Raw genomic sequence first — 20,437 nt, 5'->3', positions numbered from 1 at the left:
GCTAACGCAATCGATGGGAACCGCCTTCGCGTAGCGTCTTCTAGAGAAGACTGCGACCCCCTCACTGCTTTGCGTCTACGTTAAAAAATTGACTTTGACCAAGAGTTTGAACCTTAACTGAACCGTATTGTCTCTTGACGTGCAATAGCATTGTATCGACTAACAATCGCATTGCATCGACTGACAATCGCATTGTATCGACTAACAATCGCATTGTATCGACCAACAATCGCATTGTATCGACTAACAATCGCATTGTATCGACTAACAATCGCATTGTATCGACCAACAATCGCATTGCATCGACTAACAATCGCATTGTATCGATTGCGTTTCCCAGCTATTTGTATTTCTAGTGAACGATATATCCCTTGCCCAAGTAGACTCTACTTAAGTCCACTAAACAACGAATGGGCAAACAAAGCGGCTTGAGTGCGATCGCGTAAACTCAAGCGACTGAGAATATTGGTAACATAATTCTTAACAGTGTTTTCTGAAAGAAACAGCGATTCGGCAATTTCCCGGTTATTAGCTCCACAAGCAATTAACCGCAATACATCTAATTCTCTGGCTGTGAGTTGCGCCAATTCTGGAGGAGTTTGCATAGACGGGACAGGTGCGGCAATCGGCGTGAGTGCTTTCTCAAACAATCCCGGGCCGAGTAGGGTTTGTCCCTTGTAGACGGATCGAATTGCCAACATTAATTCATCTGGTTCGGTGTCTTTGAGCAAATAGCCCTTTGCACCCAGCCGCATCGCCTGGAAAACATACTCATCATCATCGAAGGTGGTGAGGACGAGAACCTTAATGTCAGGATATTGTTGAGCGATCGCTTTTGTGGTGGCAACTCCATCCATTACGGGCATTCGGATATCCATTAGCACAATATCAGGTTTCAGTGCGGCAATCTGTTCGAGTGCCCGTTGTCCATTCTCCGCCTCACCAATTACCTGCATCTGGGCATTCGACTCAAGCATACTCTTAAGTCCCTGGCGAATAAGATGCTGATCGTCAACTAATAAAATCCGAATCATAAGCTAGCTTTGATAGTGGCAAAGAAACAGAAATACAACAACCTGTTCCTAGTTGACTGTGGAGATTCAACTGGCCGCCCAGTGCAACCGACCGTTCTCGCATCCCTTGTAGTCCAAAGCCGGTTGTATTTTGAGTCGGGTTAAACCCTTTTCCATTGTCTTCGATTGACAGATGAATCATCCCAGCGTGAGCTAGAAGTTTAACGGTGACACTCGTTGCCTCGGCGTGTTTACAAATATTTGTCAGCGATTCTTGCACAATCCGGTAAAGGGCTGTGTTTACTTCTGTTGGTATGTGGGGTACGTCAATTTTACAGGAAGGTTCAATACCAGTGGTTTGTTGAAAATCTCTCAACAGCTTTTCAATAGCTGATTTGAGAGATTGCCCTTGCAAAGGATTTGAACGCAAAACCGAAAGCGATCGCCGAATTTCTAACAGCGCCTCAGCCCCCAGTTCTTTTGCCTGTTTGAGAAATGTCAATGCTTTGTCATTATTTGATTGCCAAAACAACAGAGTATTATTAATCTGAATGGTTTGGGCAGCGAGAGTGTGTCCCAACCCATCATGAATTTCGCGGGCAATTCGGTTGCGTTCCTGCAAGGTTGCCTGATCTTCAATCCGTAGCGCATACTGACACAGTTGTTGATTGGTGATCTCTAATTGCTGATGAGCAATTTCTAACTGCTCTCGACTTTGGCGTTCTGCAAGCAGGGCATTAATTAACAACAAAGCGAATACTAACGTTAAGCTAAACAATAATATATTACTTAATCGCCAATCCCAGGACATGGCAACCAGCTTATCTGGCATAAAGTTCTCAGGTACAATCGGTCTTGATAAAAGCAGTGTTCCATAGACAAGCAGAGATAAAATCAAGACAGCCAACTGTCCCGATCGCTTAAATATGAGACAACTCCGCATCACCAGTACCAGACACAGCAGGAAAACGGAGCGAGTCGATAAAGTATGTTGAGTTGCTGGCAGCAAAATTAAACCGAATTCCAGGGCTGTATAAATTAATTTGCTTTCCAGCTTCACCATTGGTAGCCTCAAACCCATCAAGCTGAATGTGGCGATCGCCAGAACTCCTAGCGGCAAAGACCAGGACAACTGAAACGGCAGCAGAACTTCCATAAATACTGCCGTGGCTAATAACAGCCACTCTAAGTAAAGCAACAGACGGAAAGATGGGTAGGTCAAGCTAACCATAGAACTGTTCCAACTCAATGGTCTTTGTAACAAAACCATAGGTATTTTCACTATTTTAGAGGGAAGTAGGTGCAGAAGATAGGAAACTGAGAGATAGGTGCTGTTGAGATGAAACTCTCTTTCTATATAACGAATCTGTCTCTAGTATTGGTAGAGCCGTTCTAACTAATTAATTATTTCTAAATTAGGAAAAAAGTCACAATAAATTGAGTACTTTTTTACTAGTCAGGTTAGGAATTCTAGCTCATGTGCAAACTCATTCTAACTTTTAAGATTAATTGGTGTGAGTAAAGCAGCAACTTTTTAAATATCTTCTCACCAAAATTGAGTCAGAACAGTCCGATTACACACAACAAAAACCAGAGAAGTAAATGATAAAAAAACAGATAATTTTACCAACCTTGCTCCTTGCAACTATCCTAATTGGAGGATTGACAAGTTGCAGCAGTTCCAAATCTCCAGATGTATCTCAAGGAAATGATTCTGGCACAAAGGTATCTGATACTTCTACGACCAACTCTCCGGGATCGAATACGTCAGAACGCGCTCAAAAGCGCCAAGAAATTCGCAAGCAAGTTGAGGCAGTTCTTACCCCCGATCAGGTCAAGGAATTGTCAACGAAATTACAACAAGGTGAAAAAATGCGTAAAGCAGTGTTCAGCCTGAATCTCACGGCTGAACAAAAGACTAAAATTCAGGATATTTTTAAGACTGCCTATCCCCACCGCAAAGGGAAATCTCAAGATAATTCCTAATAGTTTTATCAAAACAGAATTCAGTAGTCAGTCGTCAGAATGGGCTACGCCCCGCTACGCTAATAGAAAGAATTATTTACGACTGGAGGTATTCAGCCCTTCATCAATTGCATTCGGAATTCTGAATTCTGTATTCTTCTTCTAAAGTTAAAGTATGTTTAAACAAAAATTTCTCGTCAAGATAGAACTGGCTGTTATAGCCGCAATCCTTGTAGGAACTAGTCTCTATACTTCCAAAGCTATAGGTAAACCACAACCTAGCTCTCAACAACTGGTGGATGAAGTATGGCAAATCCTAGATAAAAATTATGTTGATGTCAGCTTTAACCATCAAGATTGGCAAGCAATTCGCCAGCAGTATATTAGCCGTTCCTATAGTTCCAAGAAACAGGCTTATGGAGCAATTCAAGAAATGGTGGCGAAATTAGGCGATCGCTACACCGAGTTTTTTGACCCACAAGAATTTAAAGCCCTAAATAACGATATTTCTGGCAATCTCAGTGGTGTAGGGCTGGAACTGGCACAGAATGAAAAAACTAAAGCCTTAACCGTTGTCGCCCCAATTCAAGGAACCCCTGCTTTTAAAGCGGGTATTTTGCCGGACGATGTAATTGTCCAAATTAACGGTGAAAAAACTCAGGGGATGAAAATTGATGATGCGGTGAAGCGGATTCTCGGCCCGGTGGGAACCAAGGTAGTACTCACGATTCAACGGGGTAGCCAATTGCAAACTTTCAAACTTACCCGCGCCAATATTGCTATCCATCCTGTAACTTACAACACGCAAACAACAACATCAGGTAAGATTGGTTACATTCGTTTACCAGAGTTTACGCAAACTGCCCCCGCAGAGATGCATCGCGCAATTGAAGCATTAGAAAAACAACAGGTGCAGGGCTACGTTTTGGATCTGCGTTCCGATCCAGGTGGACTACTGGATGCAAGTTTGCAAATTGCCAGTATGTGGTTGAAGCAAGGAGCGATCGTGTCTTTGGTAAATCGAGACCAAGTTAAAGAGAGTTACAATGCGTCGGGACATCCTCTCACCGACAAACCCTTAGTGATACTGGTTGATAAGGGATCTGCTAGCGCCAGCGAAATTCTGTCAGGAGCGCTGCAAGATGATAATCGCGCCACCTTAGTAGGGACTCGCACTTTCGGTAAAGGTTTAGTTCAAGCCGTAGAGCCACTGGAGGATGGTTCCGGGCTGAAACTAACGATCGCCAAATACTACACACCGAAAGGTCGAGATATTAATCATGTCGGCATTGCACCAGATATTAACGTTGAGTTAACCAAGGCACAACAGAAAGCATTACTGCAAAACCAAACCTTAGGGACATTAGCTGATCCTCAGTATGCTAGCGCCGTTGCTGACCTGAGCAAATTGATTCAGTCCGGGGACAATCATCTGAGTTTACAGCGTGGGCAATAAGTATAGAGATACTCTTAACAATATCTACTATCGCCACTTTCAATCATGTCAACCCGCAAGGCCCAACGACTTCAAATTTGTGAACCAGTCCCAGGTCTTCAAGTCCTAGTTCAATTCAGTAACACTCCCCTAGTGCGGACAGTCATCGCTACTGTTACTCACCATCAGCTAGCGATCGTAGGGGTTGTATTTGTTGCCACCTTGATTTTTGCTATGCGGGAAAACGCCCCCTGGCTGACAGTGCCTAAACAGGTGGCGATTGAATTCTTTTCTGCTGTATCCCAGTCCCTAGCTGCTTTATTGGGGGTGTTAATTGTTTTCCTCACGTTTAATAGTCAGTTGATCGCTCAAAGGCGGCATGAGGACTACTATACACTTCAGATTCAGATTGACCAACTCATTCGTCTAACTCAGTCTCTTCCCCCCGAACTCAGTAATTTTGAGGAAACTCTGATAGCGCTGATTAACTATTTAGTTCCCTTGCATTTAAAAGATTTACCAATTTGGCCAACTAGCTCCCAGGTGCTACCTTTGGATAAGCTTTTAGATAATTTCAAGAATGAATATCAATGGGCGCAAGTGCAGCAACAATGCTCCTTAGCTACCCATCTATACCGACAACAAATTTTACTTGTCATCAATAACATCGAAGAAATCGTGGAGGGATTTTCCAGGCTTTACAATCGCATCCTAGAGATGAGCCGTTTCATTCTTGCGATCATCAAGTTGTCCTTTCTCCTGGGAGTTTCGCTCCTGTTTTTGCTGTTATTTGGCATTATCGATTTGCAAAGGAAGTTTCCCGATCTCAGCCTACCTGTAATTGTTTCTCTAGCAATTTGGGTGTTGATTGCTCTTTTGGAGCTAGTGCTTGATACCTGGTTTCTTTATAAAAACCTCTATGGCTCGTCGAGTCATTATCTGCGGTTTTTCCCTAATAAAAAATCCCCTAATTAATAGGCAGAGGCTAACTTACTATGAGTAACTTAATATCCTCAGATACCAAAGCTAGTAAGACAAGCAAAGCATCTCAATCTACAACTGATACAGTACGTACCTATCTTCAAGAAATTGGGCGGATACCTCTATTAACCCAGGAGCAAGAAGTTTTTTTTGCTCAACAAGTTCAGCAGATGATGAAAATACTTGCTGAATCTGAAAAACTGACTGTTGAATTAAAGCGGACACCTACACTGTCAGAATGGGCTGACCAGATGCAGTTAAGCGAACAAGAAATACTTCAAAAGCTAAATCAAGGGAAAAAAGCCAAGCAAAAAATGATGGCGTCTAATCTCCGGCTTGTGGTGTCAATTGCCAAGCAATATCAAAGACGTAACTTAGAACTGCTGGGCTTAATTCAAGAAGGTACTTTGGGTTTGGAGAGAGGGATTGAGAAATTCAATCCGGCTCTAGGATATAGATTTTCAACCTACGTTTACTGGTGGATTCGTCAAGGAATTACCAGAGCGATGTCTGACGACAAGCCGCTTCGCGTCTACGCCCAACAAGCACGCGCAATTAGATTACCCATTCACATCAATGAAAAGTTAAATAAAATTAAGCGCGTTCAGCGAGAGTTATCTCAAAAACTGGGTCGTGTTCCTACCACTACGGAAATTGCTCATGCACTTTCTTTGCAGCCTAGTCAAATTCGAGAATATTTAACTTTGGCTCGTCAAACTATCTCTCTCGATCTTCGAGTTAGCTCAGACAGAGATGTAAAGTTAGAAGACTTAATCGAAGATTATAGATATTCAGAAAATGGCTATACCACTGAACAATCTCTCAATCAAGAAGTTGAAGGCTTGTTGTCAAGTTTGTCTAGACAACAACAAAAAATCTTAAACTTACACTTTGGGTTGATAGATGGAAATGAACTTTCTCTAGAACAGATTGGTCAGCGCATGGGTATTAGTCGTGAACGAGTCAGACAAATAGAAAAACAAGCTCTCCAACTTCTATATCGGCAGCTAAGAAGTAATAAGTAAACATAGGTAAAAAACCAAGTATTTAATTAAGATTATAAAATATTTTGAATATGATTACTTAAAAATGATTTAAAAATATTATTTGTTTGAGTTGAAATCGACAAAATCATCATTATTTGACAAGGGACATTGAGCAAACCGGAAAAAACTAATTATTCAGATGTGCCTTCTCAAATGAAATTGCTATCAGTTAGAGTTGAGGTGTAAAGGATTTCACGATTTTTAATTAACTAAAATGCATTGGGGGTTCTGATGAACCATGATATTTCTAACGATTTGACTGAGAATAGTATAAAACCAGAGCTACCGCGATCGCCAAAAAAGAAAAAGATTCGTTTGGTAATTTTGGGGGTGATATTGCTGGCTGGGCTGGGTTTTTTGGGTATTTATACAGGTGCAGCCAAATCAGACAAAGCTGAAAAATCTGGGCGTAATAAACAGCAAGTGACACCTGTAACTGTGGCAATGGTGACACAAAAAACGGTTCCGATCCAATTGCAGGCGATCGGTAATGTGCAATCGGGGTCTACAGTATCGATTACACCCGAAGCTAGTGGACGGATCATTGGAGTTTATTTTAAGAAAGGTCAAGATGTGAAAAAGGGACAACTTTTATTTACCTTGGATGACCGATCGCAAGCTGCTGCAATTCAGCAAGCCCAAGGAATTGTAGTAAAAGACCAAGCGCAAGTACAACAAGCTAGAGCTACATTAGCCAGAGATTTAGGTCAGGTAGACCAAGCTAGGGCGACTTTAATCAAAGACCAAGCCTTGGTGCGACAAGCCCAAGCGACGTTGGCCAAGGATCAAGCCCAAGCACAATTTGCCAAGGGACAGAGCGATCGCTATAGTACGTTGTACAAGAAGGGCGCGATTAGTTTAGATCAAGCACAGCAATACGTTTCCAACAGCAAATCGGCGACAGCAACCCTACAAGCAGATCGAGAAGCGATCGCTAATGCTGAGGCTGTTTTGAAAAGCGATCGAGTGGCGCTGACTAATGCTGGTGCAGTTGTCAAGGGTGATCAAGCTGCGATCGCTAATGCTCAAGCCGTTGTCGTTTCAGACCAGGGAGCCTTAGACAATGCGAAAGTGCAATTGTCTTACGCCAAAATTTATGCCCCAATTGATGGTCGCGCGGGGAATGTTTCGGTGACTCAGGGGAATGTGGTGCAAGCCAACAGCAGTGCTTCGTTGACTCAGGGGAACGCCCTGCAAAGCAACAGTACGTCTGGTACGACTAGCAGCACAACTTCACTTGTTACCATCACCCAAATTCGCCCGATTGAAGTTGCTTTTTCCATTCCCGAAACAAATCTACCCCAGGTGCAAAAGTATATGCACAATGGCAAGCTGAAGGTAGATGTCACATTCCCCAATAGTCAAGGTCATCCGACACCAGGTGTTTTGACATCTGTCAATAATACGGTTGATAACACTACGGGAACAATTCAACTGATTGGCCAATTTGACAACGCTCAAGGAAACTTGTTTCCTGGTCAATTTGTGAACGCAACGCTAACGCTGACCGAAGAACCGAATGCAACGGTTGTTCCCTCCCAAGCCGTGCAGAATGGCCCGGATGGACAGTTTGTCTTTGTAGTTAAGCCAGACATGACAGTACAAAACGTCCCAGTTACAGTCAGCAACACCATTGATGGACTAGATGTAATTCAGAAAGGGCCGCAACCAGGCGATAAAATTGTTACCGATGGTCAAGCGAATCTCGTTTCGGGTAGCAAAATCCGCATCAAAACCGGCCGCAATGACTCAAATGCAGGTGAAAATTCCTCGAAATCAAGAAGAGGAAGGGGGGGAGAATCCCCGAAGTCAGGCGGAGGTGAATCATGAACCTCTCAGAACCATTTATTCGCCGCCCGATCATGACGACTCTGGTGATGGCGGCAATTTTGATCTTCGGTTTCATGAGTTATCGCTTGCTGCCAATCAGCGATTTACCAAGTGTGGATTATCCCACAATTCAGGTAAGTGCCGCCCGACCGGGAGCCAGCCCGGAAACAATGGCAGCATCGGTTGCCCGTCCTTTAGAAAAGCAATTTTCCAGCATTGCTGGACTCGATTCGCTTAATTCAACTAGCACTCTGGGACAAACTCAAATTACCCTGCAATTTAACCTGAGTCGGAACATTGACGATGCAGCGCAGGATGTGCAAGCCGCGATATCGGGAGCATCGGGGCAAATTGCTGACGATTTACCCAATCCTCCTACCTACAGTAAAGTTAACCCCGCAGATCAACCGATTCTCTACCTTTACCTGGACTCTCCCACATTGCCCCTTTCCCAGGTAGATAATTATGCCGAGACTTATCTGGCGCAAAAGCTATCTACAATCAATGGGGTGGCACAGGTAGCCGTCTATGGTTCCCAAAAGTATGCGGCTCGAATTCAACTCGATCCGCAGCAATTGGCAACGCGGCAAATTGGGCTAGATCAGGTGGCGACGGCGATTCAACAGGGTAATGTCAATTTACCCACCGGCAGTCTTTCGGGAAATCACAAGAATTTTACAGTCCAAACTAATGGGCAACTTGAGGATGCGGCTGCTTATCGCCAGTTGATAGTGTCTTATAAAGATGGAATGCCCATCTATCTCAATCAACTGGGTAGGATTATTGACAGTGTAGAAAATGACAAGGTAGCAAGCTGGTACAACAATACCCGCGCGATTATTCTTACCATTCAAAGACAGCCTGGAACTAATACGGTACAAGTCGTAGACACGATTAAGAAATTACTCCCGAATTTGCAAGACCAGATTCCGGCATCCGTGGAAATTGGGATTCTCTATGATGCTTCTCAGTCAATTCGAGATTCAGTAGATGATGTCAGATTTACGTTGATTCTGACGATCGCTCTAGTTATCTTAGTGATTTTCCTATTTTTGCGGAACCTCTCGGCGACGGTGATTCCCAGTTTGGCATTACCCGTTTCGCTGATTGGCACTTTTGCCGTGATGTATTTGCTGCACTACTCACTAGATAATCTTTCGTTGATGGCGTTGACCCTTTCGGTGGGCTTCGTCGTGGATGATGCGATCGTCATGCTAGAAAATATCGTCCGTCACATGGAAATGGGGGAACGTCCATTAGAAGCGGCGTTAAATGGGTCGAGAGAAATTGGTTTCACAATTCTGTCAATGACCCTTTCCTTAGTTGCAGTCTTCATCCCCATGTTGTTCATGAGTGAAGTACTGGGACGATTATTTCATGAATTTGCTGTGACGATCGCAGTCGCAATTCTGGTATCTGGTTTTGTGTCTTTGAGTCTGACTCCGATGTTGTGCAGCCGTTTTCTGCGTCCTGTAGACCATGCTAATCAAAGTCGGTTATATCAAGCTTCCGAATATGTATTTGATCGCTTCCTCGGTATGTACGATTGGAGTCTCAAAAAAGTCTTAAAATATCACCGCACCACGATGATTTTATCTGTCGTTCTATTCGCGGTGACAGTAGGGTTGTTGGTGGTAGTTCCCAAGGGCTTTATTCCTAGCGAAGATACCGGACAAATTACAGGCATTACCCAAGCAGCCGAGGATGCGTCCTTTGATAATCTTGTCCAGCATCAGCAGACAGTTGCTAACCTGATCCGCCAAGACCCAAATGTAGATGCAGTCAACTCCAATATCGGAGCGGGAGCCAGTGCTAGTGGCAGTGGGGCAGCAGTTGCAGCCAATTCCGGGAGTTTGTTTATTCGGTTAAAACCGCGATCGCAGCGCCAACTTAGTGCTGACGAAATCGTGCAAAATTTACGAACCAAACTCGCCACTGTTCCAGGCATCCAAGTATTCTTACAAAATCCCCCAGCGATACCCATTGGCGCTCAACAAAGCACAGGACTTTATCAAGTAGCACTTCAGAGTTCTGATGTCAAACCCTTGCAGGAGTATGTTCCCCAACTTGTGCTCAAAATGAAGGAGATGACAGAACTCCAGGATGTTAACAGCGATTTACAATTTGCTTCCCAGATTCAAATAGATATTGACCGCGATAAAGCCTCAACTTATGGTATTACTGCCGAGCAAATCGAAAATACCCTGAGAAATGCCTACGGTTCCTACCAAGTATCAACTATCTATGCAGCGACCAATGAGTATCAGGTGATTTTGGAATTAGCACCCCAGTTTCAGCAAGATATCAACGCTCTGTTGACTTTATACATTAACTCCAGCACAGGAGTAGCCGTTCCTCTGAATACATTCGCCAAACTATCTCAGGGAGTCAGCCCGTTAATGGTCAATCATAACGGTCGGATGAACGCCGCCACCATTTCCTTTAACCTCGCTCCCGGTGTTTCCTTGGGAAATGCCAATCAAGAGATTGAAGAACTGATCGATCGGGTGATTCCTGCTAGCATTAGCACCAGCTTTCAGGGCGCAAGCCAGGTATTTCAAAGTTCACTGCCGAGTTTGGGTTTATTGTTAGCGATCGCCATCTTAGTAATTTATCTGATCCTGGGTATTCTCTATGAGGATTTCATTCACCCAATTACGATTCTTTCTGGTTTGCCATCAGCAGGTTTTGGGGCATTGTTAACGCTGATAATATTCCATGTCGAACTCAATGTTTATTCCTTCATCGGCATAATTCTCTTGGTGGGCATCGTCAAGAAAAACGGGATTATGATGGTGGACTTTGCAATTGAAGCCCAGCGAAATGAATTGAAAAAACCCTCTGAAGCAATTTATCAAGCCTGTTTAGTGCGCTTCCGTCCAATTATGATGACGACGATGGCAGCATTAATGGGAACCTTGCCCATAGCGATCGGATTTGGCGCTGGCTCAGAATCCCGCCGTCCTCTAGGGATTGCAGTTGTAGGTGGGCTGGTGTTTTCTCAGATATTGACCCTCTATTTAACTCCCGTCTTCTATATCTACATGGAATCATGGCGGAAAAAGCTCAGTCAAGTTAAGTTCCGTCGAGTCTTCTCATTTACAGGTGGGCGATCGTGATGTTCAACTTTTTAAACGAACCGCAAAGGACGCAAAGCACGCAAAGCAAGAGATAGATAAGTTCAAGAAGCAGTTCAGGAGGCGTTAGAGATGTTTAGAAATCAGAGATAGAGCCGTTGCACCCATCACACATTTATTAAACTCATATTGAAATTAGATTTCAACACAGTTCTGTTAAGCATTTCTTCCTTTTCTTCCTTTGCGCTCTTTGCGTCCTTTGCGGTTCGTTTAAAAATTGCCTTTGAAAAAGAGTTAAGCCTTAACCCAAGACTATTGCCATATATTTAGCGATCGCATCCCCACCACATTTCTGGGAGAACAAAACTCATGAACCTTTCAGAACTCTTCATCCGTCGTCCAGTCATGACCACCTTGGTAATGATGGGTATCCTTATCTTCGGTCTCATGAGTTATCTACTATTACCCATCAGTGCCCTACCCAACGTTGAATATCCTTTTATCTCTGTCTCTGCTAGTCTCCCTGGTGCTACCCCAGAAACAATGTCATCTTCGGTCGCCGCACCCCTAGAAAGACAGTTTACCGAAATTGCCGGACTCAATTCATTCAATTCCACCAGTTCAACTGGTAGCACCAACATTTCCCTACAATTTGACTTTAGCCGCAGAGTGGAAGATGCCGCCAAAGATGTGCAGGCAGCCATCTCAGCCGCAGCCGGACAACTGCCCGCCGGAATGCCTCACCCGCCTACCTACCGCAAAGTCAACCCATCTGTCTCACCGATTCTCTTTCTCTATATGTATTCTGAGACACAGCCAATCTCGACAGTAGATGAATACGCAGAGATAACAGTTGGTCAGCCCATCTCGATGATTGATGGTGTTGCTCAGGTACAGGTTTTTGGTCAACAGCAATATGCAGTCCGCGTCCAGCTTGACCCGCGAGAGTTGGCATCGCGGGGAATTGGTTTAAATCAGGTAAAAACTGCAATTCAACAGGGAAATGTTAACTTGCCAATCGGCAGTCTCTCTAACACTTACAAAAGTTATACAATTCAGGCGAACGGTCAACTCACGAATGCTGCCAGCTATCGCCAGCTAATTGTAACTTACAAAAATGGTGCGCCCGTGCGGCTTCAGGATTTGGGACAGGTAATTGACAGCGAACAAAATGTCAAAGTCTCGAATTTGTATAGCGATCAGAAGGTGACAAACCGCCATTCCATTGTTCTGGCTGTACAGCCGCAGCCGGGAGCTAATACTGTAAAGATTGTTGATGCCATTCAGAAACTTTTACCTACACTCCGCGAACAAGTTCCTAAATCCATTGAGATGGGGATTATGTACGATCGCTCCCAAACAATCCGAGCCTCTGTCAATGATGTGAAATTTACCTTGGTTCTCTCGGTTTGTCTAGTTGTCTTGGTGATTTTCTTATTCTTGCGTGACATAACTGCTACCCTAATTCCCAGTTTGGCGCTACCTGTAGCGATTATTGGCACTTTTGCTGTCATGTATCTATCGGGTTTTTCCCTAGACAACCTTTCACTCATGGCGTTGACCCTCTCCGTGGGCTTTGTCGTAGATGATGCGATCGTGGTGTTGGAAAATATCGTCCGTTATCGGGAAATGGGCGAATCTCCCCTAGACGCTGCATTAAAAGGATCGAGGGAAATCAGCTTCACCATTTTGTCAATGACCCTCTCCCTAGTGGCGGTGTTCATCCCGATCATGTTTATGAGTGGAATAATCGGTAAATTATTTCATGAATTTGCCGTGACGATCGCTGTGGCAATTTTGGTTTCGGGTTTTGTTTCCCTCAGTCTCACTCCCATGTTGTGCAGTCGCTTTCTAGGTTCACATCAGCAAAGACCAAATCTGCTGTATCGAGTCTCAGAACGAGCATTTGATTTACTACTACGGGGATATGATTGGACGCTCAAGCCTGTTTTAAAATACCGCCTGATGACACTTATTGGTTCTGGCATTTTGCTGGTAATGACCGTTTATTTGTTCGTCATCGTTCCCAAAGGATTTATTCCCACCGAAGATACCGGACAACTAATGGCAAACACTAAAGGAGCGCAAGATATTTCTTTTGATGATATGCTGCGTCACCAGCAAACGGTTGTTGACATTATTCGTAAAGATCCCAACATTGAAGCAGTTGACTCAATTGTGGGTGCAAGTGGCCCGAACGGTTCAGTCAACGGTGGGCGAATTACGATTCGGCTCAAACCACGTTCTCAACGTAAACTGAGTGCTGACGAAATCATTCAAGAACTAACTCCCAAGTTGAGACGTACAACTGGGATTAAGACATTTCTCCGCTCTCCGTCAGCCATTCCCATTGGTGGTCAACAAACTAATTCTACTTATCAGTTCACGTTACAGAGTTTGAATTTACAAGACTTGCGCCAATACGTTCCGAAACTTGTAGATAAAGTCAAAACCCTACCAGGACTCCGGGATGTTGACAGCGATTTACAACTTAGCACTCCCCAAATCCAAGTCCAATTTGACCACAACAAAGCCGCAACTCTTGGCATTACCGCCCAACAAGTTGAACAAACCCTCAGCTCTGCCTATGGTTCTAGCCAGGTTTCCACTATTTATACCCCAAATGACCAATTCTATGTAATCTTAGAAGTAAAACCGGAATTTCAGCGAGATCCTAGCGCCCTATCGCTACTATATGTGCAATCGAGTACTGGGCAACTGGTTCCTCTGAGTGCGATCGCTAATATCACTCAAAATGTCGGCCCTCTCACCGTCACTCACGTTGCTCAACTCCCCTCTGCAACTATCTCTTTTGACACACTCCCAGGAACATCTCTAAGTCAAGCTACCGATGCTATCAAGCAAGTAGCTAGTGAGGTGTTACCCTCAACAATTACCCCCAGCTTTCAGGGTTCAGCCCAAACGTTCCAACAGTCTTTTAACGATTTAGGCGTGCTGTTGTTGGTGTCTATTTTAGTAATCTATCTGATTCTTGGTATCCTCTATGAGGATTTCATTCACCCAATCACCATTCTTTCCGGTCTGCCTTCGGCGGGTTTTGGCGCATTATTGACGCTGCTGATTTTCCAGGTTGATTTAAATCTTTACTCTTTCATCGGCATTATCCTGCTAGTGGGCATCGTCAAGAAAAACGGGATTATGCTGGTGGATTTTGCCATTGAAGCGCAGCGAAAGGAAGGAAAAAATTCCTTTGATGCCATCTATACCGCTTGCTTGATTCGCTTCCGTCCGATTATGATGACGACGATGGCAGCTTTGATTGGGACATTACCTATTGCTTTGGGGACAGGAGTAGGTTCAGAAGCGCGTCGTCCTTTGGGGATTGCGATCGTTGGTGGATTGGTGTTCTCTCAGATATTAACTCTCTATCTGACTCCAGTGTTTTACATTTACATGGAGACATGGCGGAAAAAGCTGAGTATGCAAAATCAGAAAGCTAAAAAAAAGCATCTGCCAGCAGTTAAAAGTTAATCATAGTTTTTAGTAAAACCGAGCATGAGTAAAGCGATCGTTTCGCTCGACTTTATCCATTTTCCCTTTGGGGGATCACAAAAGTAGGCGATCGCTAAAAAATGCGGGTTTTGCTGCATACATAATACCAATTTAAAAAATGATTGCTACAGATGTAGGTTGGGTTGAGGGACGAAACCCAACATTTCAAAGTCTTGTATTTATTGGGTTAAACGAAAAACCCAACCAATACATCTGTTTCATTCTTTTCTGGAATTGGTATAATATTTAAATACAGTTTTAGTGAAGTCAATATCATACTTAGATGTCTATACTTAAATACTCATCTTTGCATACTCTTCACATTACTTGCTGAAAAATGTATACACAAGTACTGAGCTTTGTATATTCTTCATATTCTACTGGGGTCTAGGCAATAAGAAAGTAGAACCTAGTAAGCAAATGTTTGAAAGAGTGATAAAAACATACATATATTGTTTGTTTTTTTTTAAAGCTGCGATCGCCTGCGGTTTTTGCTAGCCTACGCATTAAGCAAGAATTGTTAGAAGTTACCATAATTACAAACGCAGACATGATCCAACTTAGCCAAGAACATTTGCAAACCATCCGCACCTATGCCGAAAGCACCTACCCAGATGAGTGCTGTGGTATAATTTTGGGCTATCTGGCTAAGGAGGGCAAAACTGTGGTAGAAGTCATGCCAACAGAAAATGCTTGGAATACAGAAGCGGCTGCTGAGTTTCCAGGGGGACGTATAACAGAAAGTAAGAGACGGCAATATACGATCGCACCCGAAGTTATGTTAAAAACACAAAGGGAAGCACGCGATCGCTCACTGAACATTATCGGCATTTTTCACTCCCACCCAGATCATCCTGCTATACCCTCAGAATGCGATCGCCTATACGCTTGGCAGGGATACTCGTATATAATAGTTTCCGTCCAAAACGGCAAAGCTGGAGAACTCAAAAGTTGGAGCCTTGATGATACTCATCAGTTTCAAGTAGAGGAAATTGAAAATATAAAATAACTGGTTTAGTTTAAAGACAGTCACTCATCGCGGTTTTCGCCGCTATCACAGATGAAAATTCGTCTTTCCCACTCCTATCTCTAGATAAAATCCAGTTTTTCGATAGGATTAATATTCCGCTTTCCCACATCATAACTGCTATGCTCAATCCTAATCTGGATGAAATCCAGTTGACCAAAGACGATTACGAACGCTACTCCCGACACCTGATTTTACCGGAAGTAGGACTAGAAGGACAGAAGCGCCTGAAAGCCGCTAGTGTAATGTGTATCGGTACAGGTGGATTAGGTTCACCACTACTTTTATATTTGGCGGCGGCGGGTATTGGACGCATCGGGATTGTCGATTTTGATGTTGTCGATACTTCTAATCTGCAACGCCAAGTAATTCACGGTACATCCTGGGTGGGTAAACCCAAAATTGAATCGGCAAAAAACCGCATTCACGAGATTAACCCCTATTGTCAGGTTGATTTATACGAAACCCGTCTGAGTTCCGAAAACGCCCTGGAGCTGATTCAACCTTACGATATCGTAGTGGATGGTACTGATAACTTCCCCACCAGATATCTAGTTAACGACGCCTGCGTATTGCTGAATAAGCCCAACGTCTACGGTTCAATTTTACGCTTTGAAGGGCAAGCTAGTGTATTTAATTACGAAGGTGGCCCGAATTATCGTGACCTTTTCCCAGAACCACCACCACCAGGAATGGTTCCTTCTTGTGCAGAAGGTGGCGTATTGGGAATTTTGCCAGGAATTATTGGTTTGATCCAGGCAACCGAAACTGTTAAAATTATTCTGGGGCAAGGCAACACTCTCAGCGGGCGATTGCTGCTATACAACGCCTTGGATATGAAATTTCGGGAGTTGAAACTGCGTCCAAACCCAATTCGCCCAGTGATTGAAAAGCTGATAGACTACGAAGAATTCTGCGGGATTCCACAAGCTAAGGCAGAGGAGGCAAAACAGCAGATGGAAAGTCAAGAAATGACCGTCAAGGATTTGAAGGAGTTGTTAGATAGCGGTGCGAAGGATTTTGTACTGCTGGATGTCCGCAATCCCCATGAGTACGACATTGCCAAGATTCCGGGTTCAGTGTTGGTGCCCTTACCAGACATTGAAAATGGGAATGGCGTTGCTAAGGTGAAGGAAATATTAAACGGTCATCGTTTAATTGCTCATTGTAAGATGGGCGGGCGATCGGCAAAAGCCCTCGCCATCCTCAAGGAAGCCGGAATTGTCGGGACGAATGTTAAAGGCGGAATTACCGCTTGGAGTAAAGAAATCGATCCTTCAGTTCCAGAGTATTAAAAACGCACCGCTTTCTCTGAGTGGATGAGGGGAGCAAGGGAGCATACTTCGACTACGCTCAGTAACCAGGGGAGCATACTTCGACTGCGCTCAGTAACCAGGGGAGCAGAGGGGAAGTTTTAGTAAGAAAGTTTTTCCCCACTCCCCAATTCCCACTCCCCACTCCCCACTCCCCATCTCCTTATGACTACCTTGAAATCTCATCTGAATATTTTTTTATGGGTGCAAGTTTGGGTGTTGGCAGCGGTGCAGGGAGCAATTACCCTCTCGTGGTTAATTTATAATATCTATAGCGGTTCCCATTCAGATGCAGTACAACATTATATCGTGGGGTGTAGGGGCACGGCACTGCCGTGCCCCTACGGGTGTATCTCACGCAAACGAGAAGCGCTATATTTGCCGCAACTTCTGACTCCGTTTGGTTTTCCTGCCTCATTGGCAGTTGGTTTGGTGCTAGTCGAAAATGCTTTGGGTGCGGTGCTGGAACCAGTGATAGGTGGACTTTCAGACCAAGCTAGACGCTGGGTAGGAACTCGGTTTCCTTTTATCTCAGTAGGTATGATTTTTGCATCGGCTTTGTTTATTGCCATACCATGCGTTGTAAGCTTGATCCCGCCTACTACCGTGATGCGATCGCTCTTACTTATAGTATTGGTAGCTTGGGCATTGGCAATGACAATATTTCGCTCTCCAGTTATGTGCCTATTGGGGATGTATTCGACACCAGCCCAGTTACCTTTAGCAGTAAGTTTTGTCACTTTAACAGGCGGTGTGATTGGGGCTTTTAGACCGATAAGCTACAAGTTTATTCTAAGCTTAGGCCCAGTTTATACCTTTGCGTAGGCGTAGCCCGTCGTAGACATCGGTTCTTTTGTGATGCTGGGGGCGGCGGCTATGTTGCGGTTAGTCAATCCTCCAGAAGCATCAGTGAATAGACACCAAGCAGAAACAGTAAAGTTGCCCTTACAGAAATTGGCGTTGATTTTAGGAACTGGTTTCGGTGTCGCGTGGGGTATTCGATTTCTCATGGATGTCTTGGGTAAAGTACTCAAGACCCAACTGAATACTGATTCTGCATAGATTCGGGAATCATAACTAATTAGCCGGACTTGATATAACACCTTTTGTTGGTGCGGTTGGTGGTGGATTGGCGTTTTTCCTGGCTGGTGTTTGCATTGCGATAAGTGGGATTTCTGAAACGCAAAGTAGCGCAGAGGTTTAACGACATACGCGCTTCGCCTTCTTGCAGGATAGGTACGCAAAGTTATTCTCTGCGTACCTCTGTGGATGAAATCTGACTTTCTTAATTACGAATTACGTTAGCGACGTAGGAGCGTCATTACGAATTACGAATGAGTTACAGGTTTCACTTGACTCAACAAACTGTGCAGTTTTTCGCCTTCAATGACCTCTGTTTCCAAGAGTTGAGTAGCGATCGCTTCTAGCAAGTCTCGATTCTGTCTGAGAATCTCTAGGGCTTGTTCGTGGGCTGTTTCCACGATTTCCTTGACTTCGCTATCAATGGCTTTGGAAGTATCTTCACTTACCGCCCGCCGAGGATTAGTAGCACCATTACCCAGGAATGCTGCTTGTTGTCCTTGTTGATAAGCCAATGGCCCTAAGACTTTACTCATACCATAAGCTGTTACCATCCGTTCTGCCAAGTCAGTTGCTCGTTGCAAATCGTTGGAAGCACCTGTGGTAATACTATTAAATACAACCTCTTCGGCGGAACGTCCACCTAACAGAGTTGCAATCTGACCCCGCAGTTCTGCTTCATTCATCAAAAAGCGGTCTTCAGTTGGTAATTGCAGAGTGTAGCCCAAAGCAGCCATCCCACGAGGAATAATCGAAATCTTTTCTACACGACCGTTTCCTGTTGTGAGTGCCCCCACCATTGCGTGACCAACTTCATGGTATGCAACAATCTTTTTCTCAGTCTCGTTCATCACGCGACTCTTCTTCTCTAAACCGGCGACTACTCGCTCAATTGCTTCGGCAAAGTCTTCTTGAGCAACCCTTTCACGCAGATTGCGCGCTGCCAATAATGCGGCTTCGTTCACCAAGTTTGCCAAATCTGCGCCAGCAAAACCGGGGGTACGAGTAGCGATCGCTCTTAAATCTACATCATCTCCTAATTTTACCTTTTGAGCGTGAATCTTGAGAATTGCCTCACGATCGGATAAATCGGGACGGTCTACTAACACTTGGCGGTCAAAGCGGCCTGGACGCAGCAATGCAGGGTCTAGTACTTCGGGGCGGTTGGTAGCTGCTAGCACAATTACCGTTGCATCCCCAGCTGCAAACCCGTCCATCTCAGTTAGTAATTGGTTGAGGGTTTGTTCTCGCTCATCGTTACCACCGTAGAAGCCGTTACTACTACGAGACTTACCGATCGCATCCAATTCATCAATGAATATAATACAGGGAGCTTGTTTTTTGGCCTGTTCAAACAAATCCCGGACTCTAGAAGAACCCACACCGACAAACAATTCTACAAACTCGGAACCAGAGATGCTGAAAAATGGAACTCCTGCTTCTCCTGCTACGGCTTTCGCTAAAAGTGTTTTACCAGTACCTGGAGGGCCAACTAACAACACACCTTTGGGAATCCTAGCGCCAATTTGCGTAAACCGTGCCGGAGTCTTGAGGAAATCCACAATTTCCACTAACTCAGTTTTCGCTTCTTCGACTCCAGCCACATCTGTAAAGGTGATTTTAGCCGATTCGCCTTCAACGTAAACCTTAGCCTTGCTCTTACCAATGGAGAGAACACCTTGGGGGCCACCACCACCGCTACCACGGGCGAGAAAGAACTGCCAAATACCAATAAAAATTAGTGGTGGAATTACCCAACTTAAGAGGGTTGTAAACCAAGTATTCTTGGGTGGCGGTGTAGCAGCAAACTCAACTCCCTTTTCTTCTAGCAGTTTGGGTAACTCTAAATCAAAGATTGGTGTAGTTGCAAATACCGACGGCGATTCGGCATTTTCTGCTTTTAGTTGGTAGAGGATCTGGTTTTGACCAACGGAAACACGGCTGACTTCCCCTTCCTGTACTTGATGAATAAATAAGCTATAAGGAACACCAGTAGGGCCAGAAGCAAATAAACCAGGCAAAAATAAATTTAAGAGCAGGAATAGCCCTGAGACTGCCAGTAATATATTAGCAACGATCCGAAACCGAGGTGACTTAGGCTGTTCTTTAATTGCCATAGATGTTACCAATCCTTAATAATGAAAACTAACTTGAAAA

Annotated in this window: 15 protein-coding genes; 11 read left to right on the top strand and 4 right to left on the bottom strand. The window is 44.3% G+C overall.

From position 1 onward, the window contains the following. Window positions 1-134 precede the first annotated feature (134 nt). Window positions 135-356, top strand: a complete 222-nt coding sequence (locus NLP_RS35980; RefSeq protein ID WP_442946642.1) for a hypothetical protein — start codon at window positions 135-137, stop codon at window positions 354-356. A 30-nt stretch (window positions 357-386) separates the two neighbouring features. Here NLP_RS35980 and NLP_RS04900 read toward each other — a convergent pair whose 3' ends face one another. Both NLP_RS04900 and NLP_RS04895 read right to left on the bottom strand, forming a co-directional pair. Continuing rightward, on the bottom strand, window positions 387-1,034 hold the full coding sequence (locus tag NLP_RS04900; protein ID WP_104905405.1) for a response regulator: 648 nt from the start codon (window positions 1,032-1,034) through the stop codon (window positions 387-389). Then, window positions 1,012-2,244, bottom strand: coding sequence for a sensor histidine kinase (locus NLP_RS04895; RefSeq protein WP_234017213.1), 1,233 nt, complete (start codon window positions 2,242-2,244; stop codon window positions 1,012-1,014). The genes NLP_RS04900 and NLP_RS04895 overlap by 23 nt, the downstream gene beginning before the upstream one ends. A gap of 371 nt (window positions 2,245-2,615) precedes the next feature. On the opposite strand from NLP_RS04895, the gene NLP_RS04890 reads away from it, so the two are divergent. The 10 genes from NLP_RS04890 to NLP_RS04845 all read left to right on the top strand — a co-directional run bounded on the left by NLP_RS04890 (window position 2,616) and on the right by NLP_RS04845 (window position 18,025). Then, window positions 2,616-2,999 carry a hypothetical protein gene (locus tag NLP_RS04890; RefSeq protein WP_104905403.1) on the top strand — a complete coding sequence of 128 codons (384 nt, stop codon included), beginning with the start codon at window positions 2,616-2,618 and terminating at the stop codon, window positions 2,997-2,999. Between the two features lie 154 nt (window positions 3,000-3,153). Beyond that, window positions 3,154-4,434, top strand: a complete 1,281-nt coding sequence (locus tag NLP_RS04885; RefSeq protein WP_104905402.1) for a S41 family peptidase — start codon at window positions 3,154-3,156, stop codon at window positions 4,432-4,434. Window positions 4,435-4,479: 45 nt separating this feature from the next. Then, a complete protein-coding gene (locus tag NLP_RS04880; RefSeq protein ID WP_104905401.1) occupies window positions 4,480-5,388 on the top strand; it encodes a hypothetical protein in 909 nt (302 codons plus the stop codon). Window positions 5,389-5,408: 20 nt separating this feature from the next. Next, window positions 5,409-6,419 (top strand): RNA polymerase sigma factor, RpoD/SigA family, encoded by a 1,011-nt coding sequence (locus NLP_RS04875; RefSeq protein ID WP_104905400.1) that lies wholly within the window; start codon window positions 5,409-5,411, stop codon window positions 6,417-6,419. A gap of 252 nt (window positions 6,420-6,671) precedes the next feature. Next, entirely contained in the window at window positions 6,672-8,270 is a 1,599-nt protein-coding gene (locus NLP_RS04870) for an efflux RND transporter periplasmic adaptor subunit (protein ID WP_104905399.1), read from the top strand. Beyond that, window positions 8,267-11,389 carry an efflux RND transporter permease subunit gene (locus tag NLP_RS04865; RefSeq protein ID WP_104905398.1) on the top strand — a complete coding sequence of 1,041 codons (3,123 nt, stop codon included), beginning with the start codon at window positions 8,267-8,269 and terminating at the stop codon, window positions 11,387-11,389. Before NLP_RS04870 ends, NLP_RS04865 begins: the two co-directional genes overlap by 4 nt. Window positions 11,390-11,716: 327 nt before the next feature. Further along, window positions 11,717-14,839 carry an efflux RND transporter permease subunit gene (locus NLP_RS04860; RefSeq protein WP_104905397.1) on the top strand — a complete coding sequence of 1,041 codons (3,123 nt, stop codon included), beginning with the start codon at window positions 11,717-11,719 and terminating at the stop codon, window positions 14,837-14,839. A 571-nt stretch (window positions 14,840-15,410) separates the two neighbouring features. Then, a complete protein-coding gene (locus NLP_RS04855) occupies window positions 15,411-15,869 on the top strand; it encodes a Mov34/MPN/PAD-1 family protein (protein ID WP_104905396.1) in 459 nt (152 codons plus the stop codon). A 140-nt stretch (window positions 15,870-16,009) separates the two neighbouring features. Beyond that, complete coding sequence (gene moeB / locus NLP_RS04850) at window positions 16,010-17,182, top strand: molybdopterin-synthase adenylyltransferase MoeB (RefSeq protein WP_104905395.1); 1,173 nt, start codon at window positions 16,010-16,012, stop codon at window positions 17,180-17,182. Window positions 17,183-17,365: 183 nt separating this feature from the next. Beyond that, on the top strand, window positions 17,366-18,025 hold the full coding sequence (locus NLP_RS04845) for a hypothetical protein (RefSeq protein WP_104905394.1): 660 nt from the start codon (window positions 17,366-17,368) through the stop codon (window positions 18,023-18,025). Here NLP_RS04845 and NLP_RS32820 read toward each other — a convergent pair. Beyond that, window positions 18,010-18,210, bottom strand: a complete 201-nt coding sequence (locus tag NLP_RS32820) for a hypothetical protein (protein WP_158680292.1) — start codon at window positions 18,208-18,210, stop codon at window positions 18,010-18,012. The two genes, NLP_RS04845 and NLP_RS32820, sit on opposite strands and share 16 nt — an antisense overlap. A 318-nt stretch (window positions 18,211-18,528) precedes the next feature. Further along, a complete protein-coding gene (gene ftsH4 / locus NLP_RS04835; protein WP_104905392.1) occupies window positions 18,529-20,397 on the bottom strand; it encodes an ATP-dependent zinc metalloprotease FtsH in 1,869 nt (622 codons plus the stop codon). Window positions 20,398-20,437 lie beyond the last annotated feature (40 nt).

This window comes from Nostoc sp. 'Lobaria pulmonaria (5183) cyanobiont', assembly GCF_002949795.1.
Taxonomy (GTDB): Bacteria; Cyanobacteriota; Cyanobacteriia; order Cyanobacteriales; family Nostocaceae; genus Nostoc.
This window is presented reverse-complemented; position numbering and strand designations above follow the sequence as displayed.